This window comes from Maritimibacter harenae (assembly GCF_009882975.1).
Classification (GTDB): Bacteria; Pseudomonadota; Alphaproteobacteria; order Rhodobacterales; family Rhodobacteraceae; genus Maritimibacter; species Maritimibacter harenae.
Window position 1 is genome coordinate 218,064 of record NZ_WTUX01000017.1, and the last position, 22,108, is coordinate 240,171.

The window sequence follows — 22,108 nt, forward strand, 5'->3', positions numbered from 1 at the left end:
CCAAGGGACGGAGACAGGAAGATGGCAACCGAAATTCTCATGCCCGCGCTGAGCCCGACCATGGAAGAGGGCACGCTGGCCAAGTGGCTCGTCAAGGAAGGCGATGAGGTTTCCTCGGGCGATATCCTTGCCGAGATCGAGACCGACAAGGCGACGATGGAATTCGAAGCCGTGGACGAAGGCACGATCGGCAAGATCCTGATCGACGCCGGCACCGAGGCCGTGAAGGTGAACACGCCCATCGCCGTGCTGCTCGAGGAAGGTGAGAGCGCCGACGACATCGACACCGCGTCCAAGGCCCCGGCCTCGGACGAGGGGTCGAACGGCGGCGACGGCGGCGGCGCCACGCTCGAGGACACCGACACCGCGAAACCGATGTCGACCCAGCCCGCAGCGGCCGTCCCGGAGCCCGAGACGCCGGAGGACCCGGAAATCCCCGAGGGCACCGAGATGAAGACCCAGACGGTCCGCGAAGCCCTGCGCGACGCGATGGCCGAGGAAATGCGCGGGGACGACGCCGTCTTCGTGATGGGCGAGGAAGTCGCGGAATACGAAGGCGCCTACAAGGTGACCCAGGGCCTGCTGGACGAATTCGGCTCCAAGCGCGTGATCGACACCCCGATCACCGAGCACGGCTTCGCCGGTCTCGCCACCGGCGCCGCGATGGGCAAGCTGCGCCCGGTCGTCGAGTTCATGACCTTCAACTTCGCCATGCAGGCGATCGACCAGATCATCAACACGGCCGCCAAGACGCGCTACATGTCCGGCGGCCAGATGAACGTGCCGGTCGTCTTCCGCGGCCCCAACGGCGCGGCCGCCCGCGTGGCCGCCCAGCACAGCCAGGATTACGCGGCGTGGTACGCCCAGATCCCCGGCCTGCACGTGGCGATGCCCTACTCCGCCGCAGACGCCAAGGGGCTGCTCAAGACCGCGATCCGCGGCGACACCCCGGTCGTCTTCCTCGAGAACGAGCTGCTCTACGGTCAGTCGTTCGAGGTGCCGGACATGGACGACTACACCGTCCCCTTCGGCAAGGCGCGCATCTGGCAGAAGGGCGATGACGTGACCATCGTGTCCTTTGGCATCGGCATGAAATACGCGCTCGAGGCCGCCGAGGTTCTGGCGGGCGAAGGCATCTCGGCCGAAGTCATCGACCTGCGCACCCTGCGCCCGATGGACACCAAGACCGTGATCGAGAGCGTGAAGAAGACCAACCGCTGCGTCACCGTGGAAGAGGGCTGGCCGACCCCGTCGATCGGCAGCTGGATTTCGTCGGTCCTGATGCAGCAGGCGTTCGACTACCTCGACGCCCCGGTCATCAACTGCACCGGCAAGGACGTTCCGATGCCCTACGCGGCCAACCTCGAGAAGCTGGCGCTCGTCACCACCGACGAGGTGGTCGAGGCGGCCAAGACCGTCACCTACAAGTAAGGAGAAAGCACGATGCCCACGGAAATCCTGATGCCCGCGCTTTCCCCGACGATGGAGGAAGGCACGCTGGCCAAGTGGCTGGTGAAAGAGGGCGACACGGTATCGTCCGGCGATCTCCTGGCCGAGATCGAGACCGACAAGGCCACGATGGAGTTCGAGGCGGTCGATGAAGGCACCATCGGCAAGATCCTCGTCGACGGCGGCACCGAGGGCGTGAAGGTCAACACGCCCATCGCGGTCCTGCTCGAAGAGGGCGAAAGCGCCGACGACATCGACACCTCCGGCGGCGGCAAGGGCGCCGACGAGAAGGCACCGACGGAAGCCGAGGCGAGCCCGGCCACCAAGACGCCCGAGGCCGGAAAAGGCGGGTCCGAGACCCCTGCCCCCCAAAGCACCGGCCCGATCCCGGCGCCCAAGGACGACAAGGGCGACCGCATCTTCGCCTCGCCGCTCGCGCGCCGGATCGCCAAGGACAAGGGTCTCGATCTCACCCAGATCAAGGGCTCCGGTCCCAAGGGCCGGATCGTGAAGGCCGACGTCCTGGACGCCAAGCCCGAAGCCAAGGCCGCCAAGGCCGAGGCCGCTCCGGCCGCCGCCGAGGGCGCCAAGGCGATGCCCGCCGGCATGGGGGCGGACACGGTGCTCAAGATGTACGAGGACCGCGAGTTCGAAGAGGTCAAGCTCGACGGGATGCGCAAGACGATCGCCGCCCGCCTGACCGAGGCGAAGCAGACGATCCCGCACTTCTACCTGCGCCGCGACATCAAGCTCGACGCGCTGCTGAAGTTCCGCTCGCAGCTCAACAAGCAGCTCGAGGGGCGTGGCGTGAAGCTGTCGGTGAACGACTTCATCATCAAGGCCTCAGCGCTCGCGCTGCAGGCCGTGCCGGACGCCAACGCCGTCTGGGCCGGCGACCGGGTGCTGAAGCTCAAGCCCTCGGACGTGGCCGTGGCGGTCGCCATCGAAGGCGGGCTCTTCACGCCGGTGCTCAAGGACGCGGACACGAAGTCGGTCTCCGCCCTGTCGGCCGAGATGAAAGACCTCGCCGCCCGCGCCCGCGACCGCAAGCTCGCCCCGCATGAATACCAGGGCGGCAGCTTCGCGGTGTCGAACCTGGGCATGTTCGGGATCGACAACTTCGACGCGGTCATCAACCCGCCGCACGGCGGCATCCTCGCCGTCGGCGCGGGCGTGAAGAAGCCCGTCGTCAACGACGAGGGCGAAATCGAGGTCGCCACGATCATGTCCGTGACGCTCTCGGTCGATCACCGGGTCATCGACGGCGCGCTCGGGGCGCAGCTGCTGGAGCAGATCGTCCAGAACCTCGAGAACCCGATGGTGATGCTGGCCTGATCCGGGTCACGGGAAAACGCATGAGGGCCGCGCGGGTGACTGCGCGGCCCTTTTCATGTCAGCATGGCGGCGCAAGACAAGGGAGGTGAACAATGGGCCATTTCATCGCGCTGTTCTTCGGCGGCGCCTTCGTCGCGAACATGCTGCCGCACCTGTTGGCCGGCATCCAGGGGCGTTTGTTCCCCTCGCCCTTCGCCAGCCCCCCGGGGCGCGGCATGTCGCCCCCGGTCGTGAACGTGATCTGGGGATCGGTGAACGGCGTGGCGGGCTGGGCGCTTCTGTGCCCCGTCGGGGCGCTCGACCCGGGCGCGCTGGCCGACCTGGCCGTGGCCGGGTCGGGCGGCTTCCTCATGGCGCTGATGCTCGCCTGGCACTTCGGGCGCGTCATGGCGGAGGCGGGCCGGGCCTGAAAAAGCCGGCCCCGAAAAAGAAAGGAGCGCGGGGACGGACCCCGACGCTCCTTTGTCTTTCCAGATGTGTCTGCGCTCAGGCCGCGATGGCCACCGCATACAGCGCCGCGAACCCGAGTACCGTGGCAATCCACATACGAAGCATTGTTCTGTCCCTTGTTGTCCTGTTGGTGGCCATACCTTTGATTAAAATGATCCGCGTGTCATGTCGTCTGGGTCCGGGTGCGCGATGTTTTGCCTATGGGACCCGAACCCTCGGATGTCGCGCCCGCTGCGCGAGATAGCCAAGCGACCTCAAGGCCTTGCCTCCGGCCCGGGACGGAGCCGGCAAAAAAATGACCCGCGCGGCGGGCCGCACGGGTCATCGTCTGTGGTGTCTGTCGGGTCACGCGATCAGGGCAAGGGTGCTGCCTGCGGCAAGCCAGCCGAGCGCGATGAAGGCAAAGTGTTTCATGGTCGTCTCCCAGGCGTTTCGAGTGCCCGATCCTGTCGGGCTGTTGCCTAAGAAACGGTAAACGCGGCGCGAAAGTTCCACGCCGCGCACGCTAAATGTTGATAAAATGAAAGCGGCCACCACTAACAGAGCCGCTTTCGGGGGATCACTGCGCGTCGCGCGTGCCCAGGAGCTGGTTCATGGACACGGACGGATGCGCGCAGCCCGCCTCGCCCACGACCTTGGCGGGCACGCCCGCGACGGTCTTGGCCGGCGGCACGTCCGACAACACGACCGAGCCGGCCGCGATGCGCGAGCAGCAGCCCACGGTGATGTTGCCCAGCACCTTGGCGCCGGCCCCGATCAGCACCTCGTCGGCGATCTTGGGGTGACGATCCTCTTCCTCCTTGCCGGTGCCGCCCAGCGTCACCGAGTGGAGCATCGAAACATTGTCGCCCACGACCGCCGTCTCGCCGATCACGATGGAATGGGCATGGTCGATCATGATCCCCTTGCCCATGCGCGCGGCCGGGTGGATGTCGATGCCGTAGACCTCGGAGCAGCGCATCTGGAGGAAATAGGACAGATCCTTGCGCCCCTTCTTCCACAGCCAGTGCGCCAGCCGGTGGGCCTGCATGCCCTGGAAGCCCTTGAAATAAAGGATCGGCTGCAGCATCCGGTGGGTGGCCGGGTCACGCTCGATCACGGCGTTGAGGTCGGCGCGCGCGGCTTCGGCCAGGCTGGGGTCGTCCGCCAGCGCCTCGTCCGCGACTTCGCGCAGCACCATCATCGACATCTCGTTCGAGCTCAGCTTGGCCGCGATGCGGTAGCTCAGCGCGCTTTCAAGCGACTTGTGATGCAGGATACAGGCATGGATCAGCCCGCCCATCAGCGGATCCTTCGCAACCGCTTCGTGGGCTTCCGAGGTGATCCGGTCCCACACCGGGTCGATCGCGCGGGGTTTGACTTTGGTCTCGGCCATGCGGGCCTCCATGCAAGTTGTGACGCCGTCTTACTGTAGATAGGGTCGAAATTCCAAACGCAAACCTGTGATGGGAAAGGTCACGCGCATGGATGAGACGCGCATCGCACGCTACCGCGCCGCGCTCGAGACCGCCCTGGCCGAGCTCGACAGCGACGACGACCTGGGCGCCGAGGGGCAGAAGACCGTCGATCTCGACCAGCAAGCTGTGGGCCGCCTGTCACGCATGGACGCGCTCCAGGGGCAGGCGATGGCCAAGGCGACCGCCGCCCGGCGCGAAACACAACGGCGCCGGATCGCTGCGGCGTTCGAGCGGATGGACGAGGGCGAATACGGCTACTGCGTCGACTGCGGCGAGGAAATCGCCGAGAAACGGCTCGACCTCGACCCGGCGGTGCCGACCTGCATTTCCTGCGCGCGTGGATAGGGATTTCCGGCCGATTTAGATGTCCGAAGCCGCCTAGGACGGCACGTCGATCCGCGCCGACGGACCCGGGCCGAAGCTCTGCGACAGCTGTGCCACCTCGACCTCGAACGGTGCGATCACTCCGTCGGCGGCCTGCGCTGCCGCGTCGTAGGTCCAGTGCGGCGCGCTCACCGTCAGCTCCCGCTTCACGGCGCCCCCCTGGCGCACGCGGACGCGGTAGAGCTCCGCCTCCTCGCCCAAGGGCACGTCCACGCCCTGCCAGCTGTCACCATCCACCCGCGTCCGGCGCACCCAGCTGACCGCCACGTCGCCGCCCGCCCGCGTGGCCCGCAGGTGCACCGGCGCGTAGGGCCGCAGCCCGACCCCTTGCGTCGTCACCACCGCGTGGTCGTAGGTCGCGTCGTCGATCGGTTCCGAGGCCGGGCCGTAACGGTAGTGGCGTTCGAGCCCGCGCGCCGACAGCGGCAGGTCGAGCGGCGTGACCGCACCGTCGAGGATGACCACGGTCGCCCCCACCGGCCATTCGTCCGGCATGACCCATTCGCTTCCCGCCTGCCCCCGCAGGCGGCCCGAGAGCGCGTAGACGCCCGCCTCGACAAGCTCGGCCTGGGCAAACTGGAACACCTCCCACCCGTCGGGCGTGCCGAAGCCGATGACGGCCACGTTCTCCCCGTCGAAGAGGCCATCGACCCCGGCCGAGGACAGGGCGCCCCCCAGCATCCGCACGCGCAGCGCAGGACCGCGGTCGATCAGCCCGGGGCGCGCCCGGGGCAGCACGCTTTCCGTGATCCCGACCCGCGCGCGCGCCGTCACCACCCGGTTCAGGCCGTAGCCGTTGTCGGTGGTCGAGGAGAACACCGCCACGGGCCCCGGCCAGGGGTCGGCGGTGACGGCCACGCGCGGCAGATGCGCGAGCACGTCGCCGGTGAGCGCCGGGAGGTCGAGGAAGATCGGATGCACCGGCACCGCAGGGGTGAAGGGGGCGAGCGCCGGGGCACGCTGCGGCGTCTCGGCGGGGGCCAGCACCCCCGGCTCCACGCGCACGGCCTCGACCATCTGCACCCCGGCCTGCTCCACGTGGTCGATCCGGTAGTGACCGCCCCCCGCCTCGGACGCGATTTCGACGACCTCGCCTGCCTGCCGTCCCAGCGCGGAGGGCGGCAGCGCGAAACGCGCCCGGTCGCGCGCGACCCGCGCCTCGGCGAGCCAGCGTTCCGCGGTCGCCTGCGCCTCGGCCCCGGTGAGGACCAGTGGCAGGTCCGAGGTCGAAACCGCCCGCGTTTCCTCGTCCGCGAAGACCGCTTCGGTCGCACGGATGTCATAGGCCGCGTCCGCCTCCGCATGGTTGATGCGCACCCGCCCGATCATCTCGGCCTCCGGCGCGCGGGTGAGCTCGAGGTCCCCGTCGATCTCGCCCGTCGCGGCGAGTGTCGCGGGATCGAGCGTCCCGTCCGGCGCGCCCGAGCGGGTGAAGAATTCAAGCCGCCCGCCCCGCTCGGCCGCCTCGAACCCGTAGGCCAGCATGAGGGGCTGCAGGGCCGCGCGCGCGTCGGTCACCTGGTCCACGTGATAGCCGCGCAGCAGACCGTGCAAGCGCGTCGTATCGACCCGGGTGACGCCAGAACGGCGGCAGATTTCGGTCACCACCGCGGCGAGCGACACGTTCGTCGCGCGGCCGTTCAGCCAGTGACCCCGCGCGTAATTCTCCCAGTCGCTCCACGTGTCCCGCAGGCCGGGAAACCACGGGAAGGGCCGCGCGTCCCAGGCCCAGGCGTGGGCGCGGGACATGTCGACCATCGTGACCCCGGTGATCGGATGGGTCGGGTTGTGCTCGGGATCGTCCCAGTACTCGCGCATCGCACGCAGGTACTGCATCTGCATGTAATCGTCGCGCCGCCCGTTCGATTGGCGCGGCAGCGCGCTCTCCGCGCTCTTGGGGTCGAGGAAGGCGTTGGGCTGGTTCGCCCCCTTGTCGATCGCCGCGCAGCCGTATTCCGTGAACCAGACAGGCTTCGATCCCGCCTGCCAGGCGGTGGGCGCCGTCTGCCGCACGCCGCCGATCCGCTCGTGGTGCTCATGCTCCCACCAGGACCGGATGTCCTTGTAGCGAAACACCCACGGCTCCCCGTGCGCGCCGTCGGTGATCGGCGTGCGCAGCTGGACCGCCCGCGCCTCGGGGGCGTGGTAGTACCAATCGTAGCCCTCGCCCCCGGCCACGTTCGCCTTGAGATAGTCGAGGTCGTAGATCGCCCCCCAGTGCGCATCCGCATGATCGGGGCCTTCGCGCCAGTCGGCGAGCGGCATGTAGTTGTCGATCCCGATGAAGTCGATCTCGTCATCCGCCCAGAGCGGGTCGAGGTGGAAGTAGACGTCCCCCGATCCGTCCTGCGGGTGGTACCCGAAATACTCGCTCCAGTCAGCGGCGTATGAGATCTTCACGTCGGGGCCGAGGACCTGGCGCACGTCGGCGGCAAGGCTGCGCAGCGCCGCGACCGCCGGGAACGTGCCGCCCGTGCCCCGGATCTGTGTCAAGCCGCGCATCTCTGAGCCGATCAGGAACGCATCCACCCCACCGGCGGCCGCGCAAAGGGCGGCGTAGTGGAGGATGAAGCGCCGGTAGGACCATTCGTCGGGGCCGGAATAGCTCACCGTCGCGCCGTCCACCGTGAAATGCTGCGGGCCGGCGGTGCCGAAGAACGCGTCGACCTCGGCATCGGCCGCCGCGGTGCCGTCTGGCGAGCCGTCCGTGCCCGGCGCTGCCGACAGGGTGATACGCCCGCGCCAGGGCAGCGCCGGCTGGTCCGCCGCCCCGCTCCACGGGTCCGGCAGGCCATTGCCCGCAAGCTGCTCCATCAGGATGAAAGGATAGAAGGTGACGGCCTGGCCCGCCTGCCGCAGCCGGTCGATCGCCTGCACGACGGATTGGTCCGTGGGCGTGCCGCCATAGACCGGCGCGCCGTCCTGCTTCGGCACCTCGCCAGCCTGCGTGCGGGTGAGCCCGGACACGGACCACGGCATCGCGGCACTGTCGCGCGCGCTCTGCTCCACCCTTGGGTGCAACCCGCAGGCGCCCGCCCGCAGGTCGGTCCCGAACCACGAGACGACCAGCGACACGGCCTCGCAGTTCGGCAGTTCGCCCTCGAGCATCGACACGGACGCCTCGAAATCCGAGGTCCCCAGCGGCGTGTGCTGGTTGACCGGCATTGCCTCGCCCGGCCGCCCCGAGAAGCGGACGATATCGGTGGCCAGCGCGTATTCTCCACAGCCCGGGATCAGCGCCACGGCGCGGGTGCCGCGCGCGATCCCGGGCGCCTGGTCGGGCTGCTCCGGGCGCATGACCTCGAAGTTCAGGACCGGGATACGGTTGCCATAGGCGTTGAGGTCGAGGTTCTCGATGACCACGTAGGCGGTGCCGCGAAACGCGGGCGTGTTCCCGGGGCCCAGCGCGGCCTCGAGCGCCGGGTCGGGCGCCTGGCTTTCGCTCCCCGGGTAGACGCGCATCGACAGGTGGCCGGGCTTCACTTCGGCCCCGTCCGCCCAGACCCGGCCGACCCGCGTGATCTCGCCCTCGCAGAGCGCGATCGCGAGGGTCACGGAATAGGAATACTCGGCCACCGTCGGGCCGGAGGCGGCGAAGCCCTTGCCCGAGCCGCCGCTTTCAGCCGCGTTCACGTGCCGGTTTTCGCGGATGCGGTCGGCCCAGATCACCTGGCCGCCGACGCGAAACCGCCCGTGGACCCGGCCGATCGGCGCGCCCTCGGACACGCCGGTGAGGCGCAGGCGACCCAGCTTGCCCGTCTCCACGGCGCGCGAGCCGCCGCCGACGAGCGTGTTGTCGATCATGCGCCCGGCGATCGCGCCGACCGCGCGGCCGATCACGACCGACGACAGGCCCAGGACCGAGCCGCCCACGGATGCGCCGACCGCGGCGCCCACGGCGGAAAGAACGATGGTGGCCATGTGCTACCCCCTTTCGGGAAACCTGAATGCGCCCACGATCCGGCGCCGCCACGGCGCGGAGAGCGAGCTTTCGACAACGCCGTGACCGGCGTAGGCGTGGATGAAGGTGGGCGCGGCTCCGGTGGCGGCGAGAATGCCCAGGTGCTTGGCCACCGCGCCGGCGCGCATGCGGAAAAGCACCACGTCGCCGGGGCGCGCGGCCTCGATGCGCAGCGCGACGAGGTGCGCGGTCGCGGCGCGCAGCAGGACCTCGTCGCGCGCGGGCTCGGACCAGTCGGCGGTGTAGGCCGGCACCGGGGCCGGCTCGTCCCCGTGAAGCGCGCGCCAGACACCGCGCACGAGCCCGAGGCAATCCGCCCCCGCGCCCCGGCAGGAGGCCTGGTGGCGATAGGGCGTGCCGAGCCAGGCGCGCGCCTCCGCCACGACCGCTTCGCCCCTCATTTGCCACCCCCGGTGGTATCCACCGTCGTGCCGGTGACGGGCACGGACAGCAGCCGATCCTCGCCCGGGACATGGGGGAAGCCGCGGAAGTTGACGATGTTGGCGAACCTGTCGCGGCAGGTTTCGAGCCGCTTGTCGCACCCGGCCTCGATCCGCACCCGGTCGCCGGGGGCGAGCGGCGCGCGCAGCGCCTGCCACAGCTCCACGTGGCGCCCCGCCGCGCCCGGCGCGTCGTTCTTGATCACGCCCGTCAGCCCGGCCGCCTCCCCGTCCAGCACGCGCAGGCGCCCCTTGGCGAACCAGCGTTCCGGCTGCGCGATTTCGCCCTCGAGCGTCAGGCGCACCTCGTCCTCCACGCGAAGGACCGTGCAGGTCTCGGAAAACCCCGGCTGATCCAGGTCGACGCCGCAGCGCGTGTCACCCAGCACCGCCGAACAGGCGGACTGGTAGACCCGCCCCTGCGGCTGGTTCAGCGCCTCGGACAGCCCGAGGAGCTCCGCGCGAAACGCGCCGCCCGCCCGCGTGAGTTCGCCCAACGTGCCATGGAGCTGGAGCACGCGTTCGGCCGGGTCGGCCCAGTTGACCAGCCACGCCTCGACCTCGGCCCCGTCGAAGCGTCCGGCGCGGATGTCCGCCTCGCTCACCGCCGCGTCCGACAGCGCGCCCAGCGCCTCGCTGTTGTCGATGGCGAGCCCGGTGGTCTGCATGATGGCGTGGGCGGTAAGCCCGGTCTCGGCGCGGAAGGTCACGCCGTCGAAGGCGAGATCCCGGTCGTGGTCGGTGAACCCGCGCACCCAGCCGTCCCGGCGGCGCAGAAGCCAGCAGCGCGCCAGCGTGGTCAGCCCGCCCTGGAGGTGGTCGAGGAATGCTTCGCTCATGTGCATCAGACCCGCACCTCCACCACCGGCACGTCGGGCACCTCGCCCGCCTGGAACGAGGCGACCGATGTCCGGATGCGGTCCGTGTCGAACCGCACCGGCACGTCGAACTCGAAGCCCGCGCTCACGGCCGCGCCCACGGGCGGCGGCGCGGCGAAGGTGATCGTTCCGGAGGTCGTGTCGACCTCGTAATCGACGGTCTCGACCTGCGGCACACCGGCGATCGCGACCGTCACGCTGCCCGCGACGGGTTTCACGATCGGGCGCGCGTAGGTGTTCGTCCCCGAAGCATAGACCTTGACCAGCTGGAAGACGTGTTCGACCCCGTCCCCCTCCCCAAGCGGCTGGTCGAGCGGGTCGATTTCCCGCGACGGTTTCGTGGACTTGTAATCGGCCCAGTCCTTCCACCGGAACCCATGAAGCTGCCCCTGCCGCGCCTCGAAGAAGGCGATCAGCGTCTCGATATCGTCGAGCGAGCGCATCCCCAGCCCCGCGTCGTAGCGCCGCCGCGAATGGGCCCAGGGGGTGTTGCGTTCCTCGAACCCGTTGGCCAGCGTCACCACCTCGGTGCGCCGCTCCGGCCCGCCGACCGAGCCGAAGCTCAGGGTGGGCGGGAATCTCACCTCGTGAAAGGACATGGGCTTCCTCCTCAGCTGTAGCGCGCGCCGCGCCCGAGGACACGGTTCACCTGCGCGGCAACCTGGCCCTGCGAGCGGCGGAAGCTTTCCGCGTCCGGCGTCGTGATGTTCATGACGATGGTGACCGGGTGCCCCCGCCCCTCGGCGCGCACGCCGAGCTTGCCGTCGGGCCCCCGGGTGAGCGGCATGATCGCCTCAGGCCCCGCCTCGCCCATGAGGCCCGTGGCCCCGCGCATGGGAAAGCTCACCGGCCCGTTCACCACGCCGCCATCGGCGAACGGCATCACCCGTCCCTGCGCGAAGGCGCCGCCATTGGCGTAGGGCAGGAAGGCGTTCATCACCGACCCCAGCCCCTGCCCGAGCAGCCCGCCCACGTGATCCACCATCGGCGAGACCGCCGCATCGTAGACGGTGTCGAGCATCGACCGGCCCAGCGCGCGCATCGCCTCCTCGGCGTTCATGGACCCGTGCACCAGGCCGTCGAGCGACCGGCGCAGCCCCTGCGTCATTCCCGAGGACAGGCCCGAGGCGTCCGTGCTCACCTTGTCGAAGGTGGCGCCCACCCGCGCGATCTCGGCGGTGAACTGCGCCGTGAGCGCGTTCGCGCCCTGAAGCGTGGCCTCGAGGGCCGCGACCTGGTCGTCGAACGCCTCGAGGCTGTCGAAATCATCCATCGTCATCTCCTGTCGTCGTGTCGGGAAAGGCGCGCGCGAGATCGTCGAGTCGCGCCCGGTCGAGCGCACCCGCCCCGTCGCGCCCCAGCATCAGCGTGAGTTCGGCCGGCGTGAGCGCCCAGAAGTCGCGCGGGGCAAGGCCCAGCCCGCGCACCCCCAGCCGCATGAGCCCCGGCCAGTCGAAACCGCTCACGCGCCCGCCTCCGGCAGGGTGAAGGCACGCACGATAAGCTGCCCCGCCACCCGGGCCGCCTCCATGGGGCCGCCGGCGATCTCGGCGCCGGCAAGGTCCACGCCCTCGTGACCGCCGCCACGCAACCCCGCCACCAGCACCGCGATCACGTCGCGTGCCGAGAAGCGGCCCGTTTCGAAGCGCCCCACGAGGTCCATCAGGCTGTCGGCCTCCAGCCGCGCCTCGAGCTCGGCCAGTGCGCCCAGCGTGAGCTTGAGCACCCGGCGCTCGCCATCCACGGTCAGCGCCACTTCTCCGGTCCAGGGATTGGCCATGATCAGAGCGCCGTGAAACCAAGTTCACCGGCCGAGGCCATCGACATCTCGAAGGTGGCCTCCCCGTTGTGGGTGCCGGCATACTCGATCGCGGTGATCATGAAGCGGCCCTGCAGGATGCCGAAATCCGGCACGATCACCTGGAACTCCGGCAACTCGCCGTCGAAGAAGATCTGGCGTGCACGCGCGTCGGTGGCTGCATCCTTGAAGATGCCCGAACCCGAGAGCGCGGCGGATTTGACGCCCGCGCCCCCCAGAAGCTCGCGCCACCCCCCGGCGCTGTCGAGCGAGGTGACATCCACGCTCTCGGCATTGAGGCTGAGCCGCGTAGCGCGCAGGCCCGCGAGGGTGGAAAAGTTGCCCGTGTCGTCCATGTCGAGCTTGATGAGAAGGTCTTTGCCGGTCTGTGCGGTCATGGCAGGTCTCCGTGATCTGGGGTTCAGCTGTCTTCGATCCGGGCGCGAAAGCGCAGGTCGATGCGCCGCATGTCGGCGTCCTGCACCCGGCGGGCCCGGGCGCGGTGGAAATCGAGCGACACGAGCGTGCCGCGGGCGAGCGTCAGCGGGGCATCGACGAGGGCATCGGATACGGCCACGGCGGCCTCCTTCGCGGTGGAAAAGCCGCCCGCGTCCGAGATCACGCTCACGGTCACATCGTGGCGCGCGCCCATCCCGGTCATGTCCGAGGCGTCGCGCACATCCTCGGGGCCAAGCGCGACATAGGTGCCGCCAGTGACCCCGGCGGGCACCGCGTCGAAGATCGCGTCTCCGACGAGCGCGGCCAGCGTCGGGTCGGCGGTGAGCGCCTCGTAGATCGCCTGTTGCAGGGCGAGCGCGGGTCCATAGCTCATGCCGACACCTCCTCGTGCGCGAAACAGGTCAGGTAGCGCCCTGCGCTGTCGGCCTCCGCCACCGCGAGAATGCGGAAGACCCGGGCACCTGCGCGGAACCGCTGGTCGGGGCGCGGGCGCGACGGCGCGCCATGCGGCGCGGCGCGCACCGTGATCTTCCAGGGCACCCGCGAGGCCGTCGTCGCCTCGACTGCGCGTTCGCGCCCGGTGCCCGCCCTGAGTTCGGCCCAGTGTTCACCCAGCGCGACCCAGGTGCGGCGGTGCCCCCCGGCCCCGTCCGCGATGTCCTCGGGCGCCTCCAGCGTCAGCTTGCGGTTCAGGTTCGGCCGTTTCATGCGCGCCCTCCCCCGAAAAGCCGCAGGTCGCGGTAGGTTTCGGTCAGGGCCGCCACGCTGTCGGGGAGCTTCGACGACCCCGGCATCGCGCGCGCCTCGTAATACTGCGCAGCCAGCAGGAACACGGCATGGGCCAGGTCCGGGGGCACGTCTTCCCAGCCGGACGCGAAGCCGGCCTCGAACACCATCTCCGCGCGCCCGTTCACCGGGATCTGCGGCAGGCAGAAGCCGGTCGACACGATCCGCGGACGATGGGTGTCGGGGATCAGCGTGTAGCGGGCCGGGTCGATCGCCTCGGTCACGCCCAGCCGGTCGACGATGGTGAGCGACGTGACCGCGCTCACCGGCGCGATCGGCAGGACCTGCGCCGACAGGTCGCGCCAGGCCCCCACGCTCCACTGGAACCCGCGGGCGAGGATCGCCTTGGACGTGCGCGCCTCGATCGCGGCAATGGCGGCACGCAGATGGGCCTCCAGCACGCCGTCCTGCACGTCGTCGTCGGCAAACCCCGTGCCGAGCCGCAGGTGGTCCTTGAACGCCTGGACCGGCAGGACACCGCTGGCGATCGTCGTCTGCTCGACTAACATCATGGATCAACTCCGAAATTCCGGCCCCTCGCGTACCTGGTGCGGGCGCGCGCCTCCCCAGTCGCCCGGACGGGAGGGGACACAACCAAGCGACACCGGGACACGGCGCGCACCCGTCGCCGCGCCGGCCCGGGGGCCGGCACGACATCCCGCTCGATCAGGAGATCGAGAACTTCAGAAGCTTGATCGCCGCGAAATCGCTCACGTCGCCGCCGACGCGCTTGGTCGCGTAGAACAGCACGTGCGGCTTGGCCGAGAACGGGTCGCGCAGGATGCGGGTGTCGGGGCGTTCGGCCACGGTGTAGCCCGCCTGGAAATCCCCGAAGGCCACGGGCGTGGTGCCCGAGCCGATGTCCGGCATGTCCTCGACGATGAGCACCGGGTACCCCGCAAGCCGCGCGGGCGTGTCCGCGGTCAGCCCGTCGGACCACAGGAAGCGCCCGTCGGCGTCCTTGAGTTTGCGCATGGCCCCCGCGGTGCGCGAGTTCATCACGAAGCTCGCGCCGGCGCGGTACTCGGCATCGAGCGCGTAGACCAGGTCGAACAGGCAGTCGACCGGGTTCAGCGCGTCGAAATCGCCGTCCGCGCCGGTGGGCACGTAGCCGATGTTGCCCCAGCTCCAGCTCGCGTCCGCGACCGCCGGATGGGTGAGGAACCCCGTGGGCTTGTCGACCCCGTCGCCCGACACGAAGGCGGCGGCCTCGGCCCGGGCGAACTTGTCGGCGATCCGGCCCGCGAGCCAGCTTTCGATGTCGAAGGCGGCATCGTCCAGCAGGCGTTGCGACGCCTTGGGCAGCGCCGACAGCTCATGCAGCGGGATGGTGATCCGCTCGATTGTCGGGGTGGCCGTTTCGGTCGCCGGATCGGTCTCGGTCGCCCAGCCGGAGCCAAGGTCCCCGTGGTCGATCAGCACATCGTAGGAGGTCGCCTCCACGTTCACCACGTTGGCCACGGCCCGGAGCGACGCGTTGGAGCGCAGCACGCTCTGGATCACGTCCGCCGTCTTGGGATCGACCAGGTAGCCCCCGTCACCGGCGACCGCCGTGGAGATGCTCTTTTCCTCGATGACGATGCCGCGCAGGGCGTCTTCGTCGCCCGAGCGCAGGTAGGCCTCGAACGCCTTCTGGTGCGGGGCTTCGGGGTCCGCGGTGGTGGCCAGCGCCGGGCGCGCGGGCGAGAGGGATTTACGATCCAGCATGGTCAGTCGCTCTTCCTGTTGTTGAAGTCGGGAATAAATGTCGTCGTTGAACGAATTGATATCGCTCACGAAACGGGTCAGGGCGGATTTGACCTCCGCGGTGGGATCCGCACCCGCGGGCGCGTCCGACGGCCCATGAGCCTTGGTCTCTTTCGTCATCACGTGATCCTTTTCATCAGAGGGTCGGATCGCCGCCCGAACCGTGCCGGGGCAGCATCAGGCGGGCATCCTCGATGATGCGCGCCAACTGGCGGAGCCCGGTCGCCGCGGGCCCGTCACCCTTGGCCCCGATCCGCGCACTGGGCAGCATGGGAAAGGTCACGAGCGACACCTCCCACAGTTCCAGTTCCTGCAAGAGCCGCCGGCCCTTGTCGGTCTTCGTGGCGCGCAGGGTCCGATACCCGATCGACAGCCCGTCGATGGCCCCGGCCCGGATCAGCCGCGCGGCCTCGCGCCCGGTGTCCACGTCGGTGAGGATCCGGCCCTTCACGTAAAGCCCGCGCGCATCCTCGCGCACGTCGTCCCACACACCGATGGGCCGGACCGGGTCGTGCTGCCACAGCATCTTCACCCGCCCCCCGTTCGCCGCCAGCGCCGCGAGGCTCTTGGCATAGGCCCCCGGGGCGACCACGTCGCCGCCGCGATCGGGCTTGCCGAACAAGCTGGCGTAACCGGCGATCTCGATCCCGTCGTCGACGGTGCGCGTGTCCCCGATCGCCGCGAACTTGTGTTCGAGCCCGGTGAGCGTGCGTTCCTCATCCATTCTGCGTCTCCTCGGTGTCGGGGGTCAGGGGCGGCAGGCCCAGAAGGGCGCGCTTCTCGTCGTCGGTCAGGAAATCGGCCGCGGTGACGCGCGCCCATTGCTGGTCGCGCTCGGCGGCAAGCGCGGGCACCTGGTCCAGATCGGGCTTCAGCGTGACCGTCTCACCGGCGAACCCGGACAGCCAATGCGCCAGCGTCGCCGCGACCCGGCTGGCCAGCGGCAGCACCGTCAGGCGATAGAACGCGCGGTTGGCCTCCTGGTAATTCGCGTAGGTCGCGTCGCCAGGGATGCCCAGAAGCATCGGCGGCACGCCGAAGGCCGTCGCGATCTCGCGCGCCGCGGCCTCCTTGGTTTTCTGGAACTCCATGTCCGAGGGCGAGAACCCCATCGGCTTCCAGTCGAGCCCGCCCTCGAGCAGCATCGGCCGGCCCGCGTTGCGCGCGCCCACGTGATGCGCCTCCATCTCGTTCAGCAGCCGGTCGTACTGGTCGGGCGTCAGCGTGCCCTGACCCTCGCCACCGGAATAGACGATCGCGCCCGAGGGCCGCGCGGCATTGTCCAGCAGCGCCTTCGACCAGGCCGTCGCGGCGCTGTGAACGTCGAGCGCGGTGGCCGCCGCCTGCATGGGCGAGAGACCGTAGTGGTCGTCCTGCGGATGGAAGGTGCGCACGTGGCAGATGGGCGACAGCCCCTCGCCGACATGGAAGCGGTGGCGTTTCGCCCCCACGGTGTAGTCATAGGCCACCGGCCACCCGTCCGGGCCCGGCACCAGGCTCATCCGGTCCGAGCGCAGGACGTGCAGTTCCAGCGGCACGCCGGCGTCGCCCCCCACCGCCTCGACATAGCCATTGCCGGACAGAAGCACCTGGCCGAAGAGCGCCTCGAACAGGTCCGCCCGCCCCTGCGCCGGGTTGGGACGCGTGACGAGGTCGAGGATTGGGTGCGCGTCGAAGCGCTGGCGGCTGTCCTGGAGCACCAGCGGCAGGGCCGCCGCGGCCTCGGCGATGAGCTTTACGGCCCTGAACCCCACCGGGTTCGCGGCGAAGCCGTTGCGCGTCAGGTTCACCGTGTCGCGCGGCCCCCAGACCACGCGGCCGGACCCGCGGTAGGCGATCACCGGGCCGGTCGCCGAGCTCTTTGTCTCGTCGGCCGTGTCGCTTGCGCGTTTCAGGAAATCCAGTACCGCCATTCTGTCACGCTCCTCGTGTGTCACCGGGAAACCCGGCCGCCCGTCCCGTGTCCGCACGCCGGGGCGCACGGGGGGCACGGTCGGTTTTTCGATTTCGGATCAGGGCCTTGCCTTCGGGCGCCGCCGGTCACCTCCGACGCTTTGCACCCTCGCAGGCAGGGTTAAATTTTCCTTTAAGGCAGCGTACGCACCTGCGGACGCCGAATGTCGCGGGCCGGCAGGATCATCAGGTCGTGGATCGCCCAGACCAGCGCGTCGAGCCGGTCGGGGCTGCCCGCCCCCTCGTAGCCGCGGATCGTCATCTGGCACATCTGGTCCTCCAGCGCGCCCAGGCCCCGCAGATGCGACACGCGGCCCTGCTCGTAGAGCGCCGCCACCGGTTCGGCCCGCGCGGCCTTGCCCTTCGCCGCGCGCACGGCGCGGTAGGGCACCAGCGCGTCGATCTGTCGGATCACGCTCTCCACCAGGTCGCCGCCCTGGTTCACCTCGGCCACCAGCCGGTCGGCCCCGTGCCGGGCGACCGCGTCCAGCGCAGCGCGCGCCCAGTCGGTTGGCTTGGCGGCCGAAACGCTCGCGTCCTCCAGCACCACCGCGCGCCATTGCGCCGGGGGCCCCTCGGTCAGCGCGCCCGCCACCACGATCCCGCATTCGTCCGACCCCGCGTGCCCCGTCACAGGCGGGTCGACCGCCACGACGACGCGCGTGAACGCAGGCGGCGCGTCGGTGCGCACGGCCTCCAGCCCCGCGGTGGTCCAGAGCGCCCCCTCCCGGTCCTCCAGCAGCAACCCCTCGAGCTCCTGGCGCCCGGTCCGCGTACCGCCGTAGCGCGCCTCCACCTCCTCTAGAAACCCGGGGGCGAGGTTCGCCCGGTTGGCCGCCGTCGCCGCGTGCGTCGACACCGTGGAGCGCGCACCCAGGATGGTGCGCAGGATCGCCACGTCTCGCGGCGTGGTCGTGACCACCTGGCGCGGATCGTCGCCCAGCCGCAGCGCGAACTGCAGCATGTCCCAGGCCACGTCGGCCTTCTTCCACTTGGCCAGCTCGTCCACCCAGGCCGCATCGAACTGCGGCCCGCGCAATGCTTCGGGCTCGGAGGCCGAAAAGGTCTGCGCCTCGGCCCCGTTGGGCCAGACCAGGCGCCGGCGGGTGGCCAGCCATTCGGGCCTTCGGTCGGGCGGCGAGCACGCCAGAATGCCGCTTTCGCCGAACACCATCACGTCGCGCGCCTGGTCGTATGTCTCGGCCACCAGCGCCACGCGCCGGGACCGCCCGGGATCAGAGGGCCGCGCGCCCTCGACACGGCCCCGCACCCACTCGGCGCCTGCACGCGTCTTGCCCGCCCCGCGCCCGCCGAGGATCACCCAGCTGCGCCACGCGCCCTCCGGCGGAAGCTGATGGTCCAGCGCCCAGAACTCGAACAAGAAGGGCAACGCCGCCAACGTCGCGTCGTCGAGGCCCTGCAGGACCTCAGTCCGGGTCGCTTTCGGCAGCGAGGCGATCCAACCGGCATTCAAGCGCCTGCCGCGCGTCGTCGAGGTCGAAGTCCTGGGTTTCGTCATCACCACCCTCTTTCAGGCACAAGGCATCCACGCGGCGGCGTTCTTCGAACAGGACCTGCATTGCCTTGCGCAGGTCCGACGCGCTGTCCTTCGCGGCGCGCGCCGTGTCGACCTCGCCCGCTTCAACCGCCCCGATCAGGGCGTTGAGCGCCCGCAGGGCCCGCTCGAAATGGTCGATCGCGATCCGGTGGATCGCCATGTCGTCCGTCGGCTCGTCCATCATGTTTCCGCCCGTTCTGCCCGCCACCCCGGCACCGCACCGAGGCCGGTCGTCATCATCCGAAGACTGTCCGAAAGGACGTCAACGGCGTGCCAAGCGGGCGTCCGCTGCATTAGGCGCCCGGGTGATTCTCCCATGATCCGCCGCTAAGCCCGTGAAACCGGTCGGTTTTCCCGAAACCATCGGCGAAAAGCCGCGATTGCGGGCCAAACAGCGCTCAGAGCCCGACAAACGGGCCGGCTTTCCCTTCCCATGACGGTGCGCCTGCTATAGTTTCCCAAAGACTTCCGGGACTTGGCCCGGGCAGGAACTGACATCGCACCGGGCAAAACACAGGCCATGAAGCCAAATTTCGCGCTCGACCTAACGCATGACGGGATCAGCCTTCTGTTCCGCGACAGGGGCGGCTGGGCGCGTGTCGGATCGGTCGCGCTGGACGATCCGAAGATGACGGATCATCTCAAGCAGCTGCGCGAGCTCGCCGAGGAGCTGGGCGATGGCACCGTGCGCACCAAGCTCGTGATCCCCGACAGCCAGATCCTCTACACCACGCTCGAGGCCCCCGGGCCCGACGACGTCGCCCGCGAGGTGCAGATTCGCGTGGCACTGGAGGGGATGACCCCCTACCCGGTGTCCGATCTTGTCTTCGACTGGCGCGCCGAGGGGGACGTGGCCCGCGTAGCCGTGCTCGCCAACGAGACGATGGAAGAGGCAGAAGGGTTCGCCAACCAGTTCGGCTTCAACCCGGTCAGCTTCGCCGCCCGCCCGACGAGCGGCCAGTTTTCCGGCGAACCGTTCTTCGGCAAGACCCGGTCGGCCGCGCGCATCCTCGGCTCGAACGAAAAGGTGGTGCCGGACGCGACCCCGGTGCCGCGCAATCCCCGCCAGCTCGACCTGCCGGGCGCCCCCGTGGCCGAAAGCGCGCCGCCCGAGCCGCCGCAGCCGGCCCCCGGCCCGATGGAGCCGCCCGCGCAAGCGGAGGCCGAGGTCGACCCGGCACCGGCGGCACCCGAGACGGAAAAGCCGGCGACCCCGCCGGAGCCTTCCGAGCCCAAGACAGAGAAACCCGCCGCCTCGCCGAAACCGGCGCAGCCCAAGGCCCCGGCGGCTTCGCGCAAGGCCCGTGCATCGTCCGAGGCCCCGGTGCTCGCCCCCTTCCCGCCGACGCCGGACGACCCGGCCGAGGGCGCCACCCCGACCTATCGCCCGGTCACGCGGACCGAACCGGGGACCACGCCCCCACCGCCCAAGCGGCCCAACGGCGCGGCCCCGCTCCGGGCCGACAATTCAGCCCCCGACGCCTCTGATGCGCCTCCCGCGCCCAAGGCCGCGCCTGCGCCTGCGGTCGACGCCCCGGCCTTTTCCTCGCGCCGGAGCGAACCGGCCACGGCGGAAGAGACGCCGCAGGTGACTCCGGAACCGGCCGCACCGGCACCCGAACCCGAAGCCCCCAAGGCCAAGGTCGCGGCGCCCGCCGCCCCGCAACCGGAGACCCCGGCCCAGCCGGAGGCCAAGACCGAGACGCCCAAGAAAACGCCGCCGGTCATCGACGACACCGGCCCCGGCCCCCGCATCCTGAGCGGAGAAGCCGAAACCCGCCGCCAGGCGATGGCCCGCGCCCTTGGCGCGTCGAACGACCAGCCGGAGAAGGCCAACGGGCTCCTGTCGCGCGTCACCACGGGGCTCGGCGGCATCAGCGCCGCCACCAACGGCCGGTTCAAGCGGCTGCGCACGAAGGAAGAGACGGAAGGTGCGCCCGCGCTCGACGCGGCCCCGGTTCCACCGAAACCTGCGAAAGAGCCCAAACCGGCGAAGGAGCCCAAGCCGGAAAAGGCGGCCAAGACCGACAAGCCCGCCGGACGCTTCAAGCGCAAGCCCAAGACCGAGGAGCCCGATCCTCGCGCCAAGGAAGCCGAGGCGCTCACGGTCTTTGGCGCGCGCCAGGCGCAGGCCTACGACCGTGGCCGTCCCCGCTACCTCGGCCTGATCCTGACGCTGGTGCTGCTTCTGCTGATGGCCGCCGCGGCGCTCTGGTCCACCGTATTCCTGGGCGACGAAGAGGTCGCGCTCTTCAACCCCGGTACCCCCGACGACATCGTCACCGAAGAGGCCCCCGCAGCCGAGCCCGCCCCCGAGGAGACGCCGGAGCCCGAAACCGCGAGCGTCCTTTCGGTCGAAGAGGCCGAGGCACAATATGCCGTGACCGGCGTCTACCAGCGCGCGCCGGAAGCGCTTGGCGAGCCCGAAACGGCGGCGGGCGACGAAGTCTACGTTGCCTCGATCGACCCCACGGTCGAAGCCACGGATGCCGTCGCGCTGCCTGCGACCCCGCGTCTTGCCGCGCCCACGGACACCGCCATTCCGCCGCCGCCGCCCGGCACGACATTCGACCTCAACGATGAGGGTCTCGTGGTCGCGACGCCGGATGGTGCCGTGTCACCCACCGGCGTGATCGTCACCCGGGGACGCCCGCCCGTGGTGCCCGCGCCACGCCCCGCCAACCTCGTGCCCGAACAGGCCGAAACGCAGGACGACGCCGCGCTCGATCTGCCGCGCCTCGACCCGCGGGAGCGGCCCGAGAACCTGAACGAGCTGGCTGAACGCGCACGGCTCGGCGGCCAGACCCGCGAAGAGTTGGCCGCGCTGCGTCCACCCAAGCGGCCCGAGGACCTCGCCGCCAGCATCGCGGAAGAAGAGGAAGCCGACTTGGCCGAAGCCGAGGCCCTCAACGACTCGATCGAGGACGCGGTGGCCGAGATCGCCATCGTCGACCCGACCGAGCTCGCCGTCGAAGCCTCGCGGCGCCCCGAAGACAAGCCGTCGAACTTCTCCGCCGTGGTCGCAGCCGCGCGCGAGCAGGAGGACAACTCGGACGGCAGCCAGGTCGTCGCGGCGGCCGCACGGCCCCAGCCGAGCATTCCCACGGCCGCCTCGGTCGCACGCACGGCCACGATGAAGAACGCGCTCAACCTGCGCGACCTCAACCTGATCGGCATCTACGGCTCGTCCGCCTCGCGCCGCGCGCTCGTGCGCATGGGCAACGGGCGCTACGTGAAGGTCTCGGTCGGGGACCGGCTGGACGGTGGCCGCGTCGTCGCCATAGACGACAGCCGCCTGGTCTACCAGAAAGGCAACCGCCAGCTCGCGCTCGAGGTTCTGCCGCTCGGCTGAGGCACGCTGACCGCCAGTCAAGGGACTTCCGGGACCCGATCGGCGAAAGGCCCACGCGATCCCGCATTTGCCCCCCGATCACGCCGAAGCTCCATTGCCATT

At 70.1% G+C, this 22,108-nt stretch carries 23 protein-coding genes; 5 read left to right on the forward strand and 18 right to left on the reverse strand.

Annotation, left to right across the window (positions count from 1 at the left end; genetic code table 11):
- The first annotated feature begins 21 nt into the window (after window positions 1–21).
- The 3 genes from GQE99_RS13495 (at window position 22) to GQE99_RS13505 (ending at window position 3,194) form a co-directional block, all read left to right on the forward strand.
- Complete coding sequence (locus GQE99_RS13495) at window positions 22–1,431, forward strand: pyruvate dehydrogenase complex E1 component subunit beta (RefSeq protein ID WP_161352155.1); 1,410 nt, start codon at window positions 22–24, stop codon at window positions 1,429–1,431.
- 12 nt (window positions 1,432–1,443) lie between these two features.
- On the forward strand, window positions 1,444–2,784 hold the full coding sequence (locus GQE99_RS13500; RefSeq protein WP_161352156.1) for a pyruvate dehydrogenase complex dihydrolipoamide acetyltransferase: 1,341 nt from the start codon (window positions 1,444–1,446) through the stop codon (window positions 2,782–2,784).
- Window positions 2,785–2,876: 92 nt separating this feature from the next.
- Window positions 2,877–3,194 (forward strand): hypothetical protein, encoded by a 318-nt coding sequence (locus GQE99_RS13505; RefSeq protein ID WP_161352157.1) that lies wholly within the window; start codon window positions 2,877–2,879, stop codon window positions 3,192–3,194.
- 385 nt (window positions 3,195–3,579) lie between these two features.
- Here GQE99_RS13505 and GQE99_RS13510 read toward each other — a convergent pair whose 3' ends face one another.
- Both GQE99_RS13510 and cysE read right to left on the reverse strand, forming a co-directional pair.
- Entirely contained in the window at window positions 3,580–3,768 is a 189-nt protein-coding gene (locus GQE99_RS13510) for a hypothetical protein (RefSeq protein ID WP_161352158.1), read from the reverse strand.
- Between the two features lie 25 nt (window positions 3,769–3,793).
- A complete protein-coding gene (cysE, locus tag GQE99_RS13515) occupies window positions 3,794–4,609 on the reverse strand; it encodes a serine O-acetyltransferase (RefSeq protein ID WP_161352159.1) in 816 nt (271 codons plus the stop codon).
- An 88-nt stretch (window positions 4,610–4,697) separates the two neighbouring features.
- Between cysE and GQE99_RS13520 the strand changes: the two genes are divergently transcribed.
- Window positions 4,698–5,036: a TraR/DksA family transcriptional regulator gene (locus GQE99_RS13520; RefSeq protein WP_235917232.1), complete on the forward strand. Its 339-nt coding sequence runs from the start codon at window positions 4,698–4,700 to the stop codon at window positions 5,034–5,036.
- Between the two features lie 33 nt (window positions 5,037–5,069).
- Here the strand turns inward: GQE99_RS13520 and GQE99_RS13525 are convergent, their stop codons facing one another.
- The 16 genes from GQE99_RS13525 to GQE99_RS13600 form a co-directional block, all read right to left on the reverse strand.
- Window positions 5,070–8,996 (reverse strand): baseplate multidomain protein megatron, encoded by a 3,927-nt coding sequence (locus tag GQE99_RS13525; protein ID WP_161352161.1) that lies wholly within the window; start codon window positions 8,994–8,996, stop codon window positions 5,070–5,072.
- A 3-nt stretch (window positions 8,997–8,999) separates the two neighbouring features.
- Complete coding sequence (locus GQE99_RS13530) at window positions 9,000–9,437, reverse strand: NlpC/P60 family protein (protein WP_161352162.1); 438 nt, start codon at window positions 9,435–9,437, stop codon at window positions 9,000–9,002.
- On the reverse strand, window positions 9,434–10,321 hold the full coding sequence (locus GQE99_RS13535) for a DUF2163 domain-containing protein (RefSeq protein WP_407943796.1): 888 nt from the start codon (window positions 10,319–10,321) through the stop codon (window positions 9,434–9,436). The genes GQE99_RS13530 and GQE99_RS13535 overlap by 4 nt, the downstream gene beginning before the upstream one ends.
- Window positions 10,321–10,953, reverse strand: coding sequence for a DUF2460 domain-containing protein (locus tag GQE99_RS13540; protein WP_161352164.1), 633 nt, complete (start codon window positions 10,951–10,953; stop codon window positions 10,321–10,323). The genes GQE99_RS13535 and GQE99_RS13540 overlap by 1 nt, the downstream gene beginning before the upstream one ends.
- 11 nt (window positions 10,954–10,964) lie before the next feature.
- On the reverse strand, window positions 10,965–11,627 hold the full coding sequence (locus GQE99_RS13545; RefSeq protein WP_161352165.1) for a phage tail tape measure protein: 663 nt from the start codon (window positions 11,625–11,627) through the stop codon (window positions 10,965–10,967).
- Window positions 11,620–11,820 carry a rcc01693 family protein gene (locus GQE99_RS13550; protein ID WP_161352166.1) on the reverse strand — a complete coding sequence of 67 codons (201 nt, stop codon included), beginning with the start codon at window positions 11,818–11,820 and terminating at the stop codon, window positions 11,620–11,622. The genes GQE99_RS13545 and GQE99_RS13550 overlap by 8 nt, the downstream gene beginning before the upstream one ends.
- Window positions 11,817–12,134, reverse strand: a complete 318-nt coding sequence (locus GQE99_RS13555) for a gene transfer agent family protein (RefSeq protein ID WP_161352167.1) — start codon at window positions 12,132–12,134, stop codon at window positions 11,817–11,819. The genes GQE99_RS13550 and GQE99_RS13555 overlap by 4 nt, the downstream gene beginning before the upstream one ends.
- Window positions 12,135–12,136: 2 nt before the next feature.
- Window positions 12,137–12,550, reverse strand: coding sequence for a phage major tail protein, TP901-1 family (locus GQE99_RS13560; protein WP_161352168.1), 414 nt, complete (start codon window positions 12,548–12,550; stop codon window positions 12,137–12,139).
- Between the two features lie 23 nt (window positions 12,551–12,573).
- Complete coding sequence (locus tag GQE99_RS13565) at window positions 12,574–12,984, reverse strand: DUF3168 domain-containing protein (RefSeq protein ID WP_161352169.1); 411 nt, start codon at window positions 12,982–12,984, stop codon at window positions 12,574–12,576.
- On the reverse strand, window positions 12,981–13,319 hold the full coding sequence (locus GQE99_RS13570) for a head-tail adaptor protein (protein ID WP_161352170.1): 339 nt from the start codon (window positions 13,317–13,319) through the stop codon (window positions 12,981–12,983). Before GQE99_RS13570 ends, GQE99_RS13565 begins: the two co-directional genes overlap by 4 nt.
- Window positions 13,316–13,909, reverse strand: a complete 594-nt coding sequence (locus tag GQE99_RS13575) for a head-tail connector protein (protein ID WP_161352171.1) — start codon at window positions 13,907–13,909, stop codon at window positions 13,316–13,318. The genes GQE99_RS13570 and GQE99_RS13575 overlap by 4 nt, the downstream gene beginning before the upstream one ends.
- 154 nt (window positions 13,910–14,063) lie before the next feature.
- Complete coding sequence (locus tag GQE99_RS13580) at window positions 14,064–15,263, reverse strand: phage major capsid protein (RefSeq protein ID WP_161352172.1); 1,200 nt, start codon at window positions 15,261–15,263, stop codon at window positions 14,064–14,066.
- Window positions 15,264–15,279: 16 nt separating this feature from the next.
- Entirely contained in the window at window positions 15,280–15,867 is a 588-nt protein-coding gene (locus GQE99_RS13585) for an HK97 family phage prohead protease (RefSeq protein WP_161352173.1), read from the reverse strand.
- Window positions 15,860–17,056 carry a phage portal protein gene (locus GQE99_RS13590; RefSeq protein ID WP_161352174.1) on the reverse strand — a complete coding sequence of 399 codons (1,197 nt, stop codon included), beginning with the start codon at window positions 17,054–17,056 and terminating at the stop codon, window positions 15,860–15,862. The genes GQE99_RS13585 and GQE99_RS13590 overlap by 8 nt, the downstream gene beginning before the upstream one ends.
- Before the next feature lie 173 nt (window positions 17,057–17,229).
- A complete protein-coding gene (locus tag GQE99_RS13595) occupies window positions 17,230–18,615 on the reverse strand; it encodes a DNA-packaging protein (protein ID WP_161352175.1) in 1,386 nt (461 codons plus the stop codon).
- A complete protein-coding gene (locus GQE99_RS13600) occupies window positions 18,524–18,838 on the reverse strand; it encodes a hypothetical protein (protein WP_161352176.1) in 315 nt (104 codons plus the stop codon). The genes GQE99_RS13595 and GQE99_RS13600 overlap by 92 nt, the downstream gene beginning before the upstream one ends.
- Before the next feature lie 336 nt (window positions 18,839–19,174).
- On the opposite strand from GQE99_RS13600, the gene GQE99_RS13605 reads away from it, so the two are divergent.
- A complete protein-coding gene (locus GQE99_RS13605; RefSeq protein WP_161352177.1) occupies window positions 19,175–22,006 on the forward strand; it encodes a hypothetical protein in 2,832 nt (943 codons plus the stop codon).
- Window positions 22,007–22,108 lie beyond the last annotated feature (102 nt).

Excerpts from the sequence above, each read along its gene's own strand:
- GQE99_RS13565 (WP_161352169.1), bottom strand. The coding sequence starts at position 12,984 with ATGAGCTATGGACCCGCGCTCGCCCTGCAACAGGCGATCTACGAGGCG.
- GQE99_RS13570 (WP_161352170.1), bottom strand. The coding sequence starts at position 13,319 with ATGAAACGGCCGAACCTGAACCGCAAGCTGACGCTGGAGGCGCCCGAG.
- cysE (WP_161352159.1), bottom strand. The coding sequence starts at position 4,609 with ATGGCCGAGACCAAAGTCAAACCCCGCGCGATCGACCCGGTGTGGGAC.
- GQE99_RS13540 (WP_161352164.1), bottom strand. The coding sequence starts at position 10,953 with ATGTCCTTTCACGAGGTGAGATTCCCGCCCACCCTGAGCTTCGGCTCG.
- GQE99_RS13520 (WP_235917232.1), top strand. The coding sequence starts at position 4,698 with ATGGATGAGACGCGCATCGCACGCTACCGCGCCGCGCTCGAGACCGCC.
- GQE99_RS13575 (WP_161352171.1), bottom strand. The coding sequence starts at position 13,909 with ATGATGTTAGTCGAGCAGACGACGATCGCCAGCGGTGTCCTGCCGGTC.
- GQE99_RS13605 (WP_161352177.1), top strand. The coding sequence starts at position 19,175 with ATGAAGCCAAATTTCGCGCTCGACCTAACGCATGACGGGATCAGCCTT.
- GQE99_RS13555 (WP_161352167.1), bottom strand. The coding sequence starts at position 12,134 with ATGGCCAATCCCTGGACCGGAGAAGTGGCGCTGACCGTGGATGGCGAG.
- GQE99_RS13595 (WP_161352175.1), bottom strand. The coding sequence starts at position 18,615 with ATGACGAAACCCAGGACTTCGACCTCGACGACGCGCGGCAGGCGCTTG.
- GQE99_RS13585 (WP_161352173.1), bottom strand. The coding sequence starts at position 15,867 with ATGGATGAGGAACGCACGCTCACCGGGCTCGAACACAAGTTCGCGGCG.
- GQE99_RS13590 (WP_161352174.1), bottom strand. The coding sequence starts at position 17,056 with ATGGCGGTACTGGATTTCCTGAAACGCGCAAGCGACACGGCCGACGAG.
- GQE99_RS13500 (WP_161352156.1), top strand. The coding sequence starts at position 1,444 with ATGCCCACGGAAATCCTGATGCCCGCGCTTTCCCCGACGATGGAGGAA.
- GQE99_RS13505 (WP_161352157.1), top strand. The coding sequence starts at position 2,877 with ATGGGCCATTTCATCGCGCTGTTCTTCGGCGGCGCCTTCGTCGCGAAC.
- GQE99_RS13525 (WP_161352161.1), bottom strand. The coding sequence starts at position 8,996 with ATGGCCACCATCGTTCTTTCCGCCGTGGGCGCCGCGGTCGGCGCATCC.
- GQE99_RS13530 (WP_161352162.1), bottom strand. The coding sequence starts at position 9,437 with ATGAGGGGCGAAGCGGTCGTGGCGGAGGCGCGCGCCTGGCTCGGCACG.
- GQE99_RS13495 (WP_161352155.1), top strand. The coding sequence starts at position 22 with ATGGCAACCGAAATTCTCATGCCCGCGCTGAGCCCGACCATGGAAGAG.
- GQE99_RS13560 (WP_161352168.1), bottom strand. The coding sequence starts at position 12,550 with ATGACCGCACAGACCGGCAAAGACCTTCTCATCAAGCTCGACATGGAC.
- GQE99_RS13600 (WP_161352176.1), bottom strand. The coding sequence starts at position 18,838 with ATGATGGACGAGCCGACGGACGACATGGCGATCCACCGGATCGCGATC.
- GQE99_RS13545 (WP_161352165.1), bottom strand. The coding sequence starts at position 11,627 with ATGGATGATTTCGACAGCCTCGAGGCGTTCGACGACCAGGTCGCGGCC.
- GQE99_RS13535 (WP_407943796.1), bottom strand. The coding sequence starts at position 10,321 with ATGCACATGAGCGAAGCATTCCTCGACCACCTCCAGGGCGGGCTGACC.
- GQE99_RS13580 (WP_161352172.1), bottom strand. The coding sequence starts at position 15,263 with ATGACGAAAGAGACCAAGGCTCATGGGCCGTCGGACGCGCCCGCGGGT.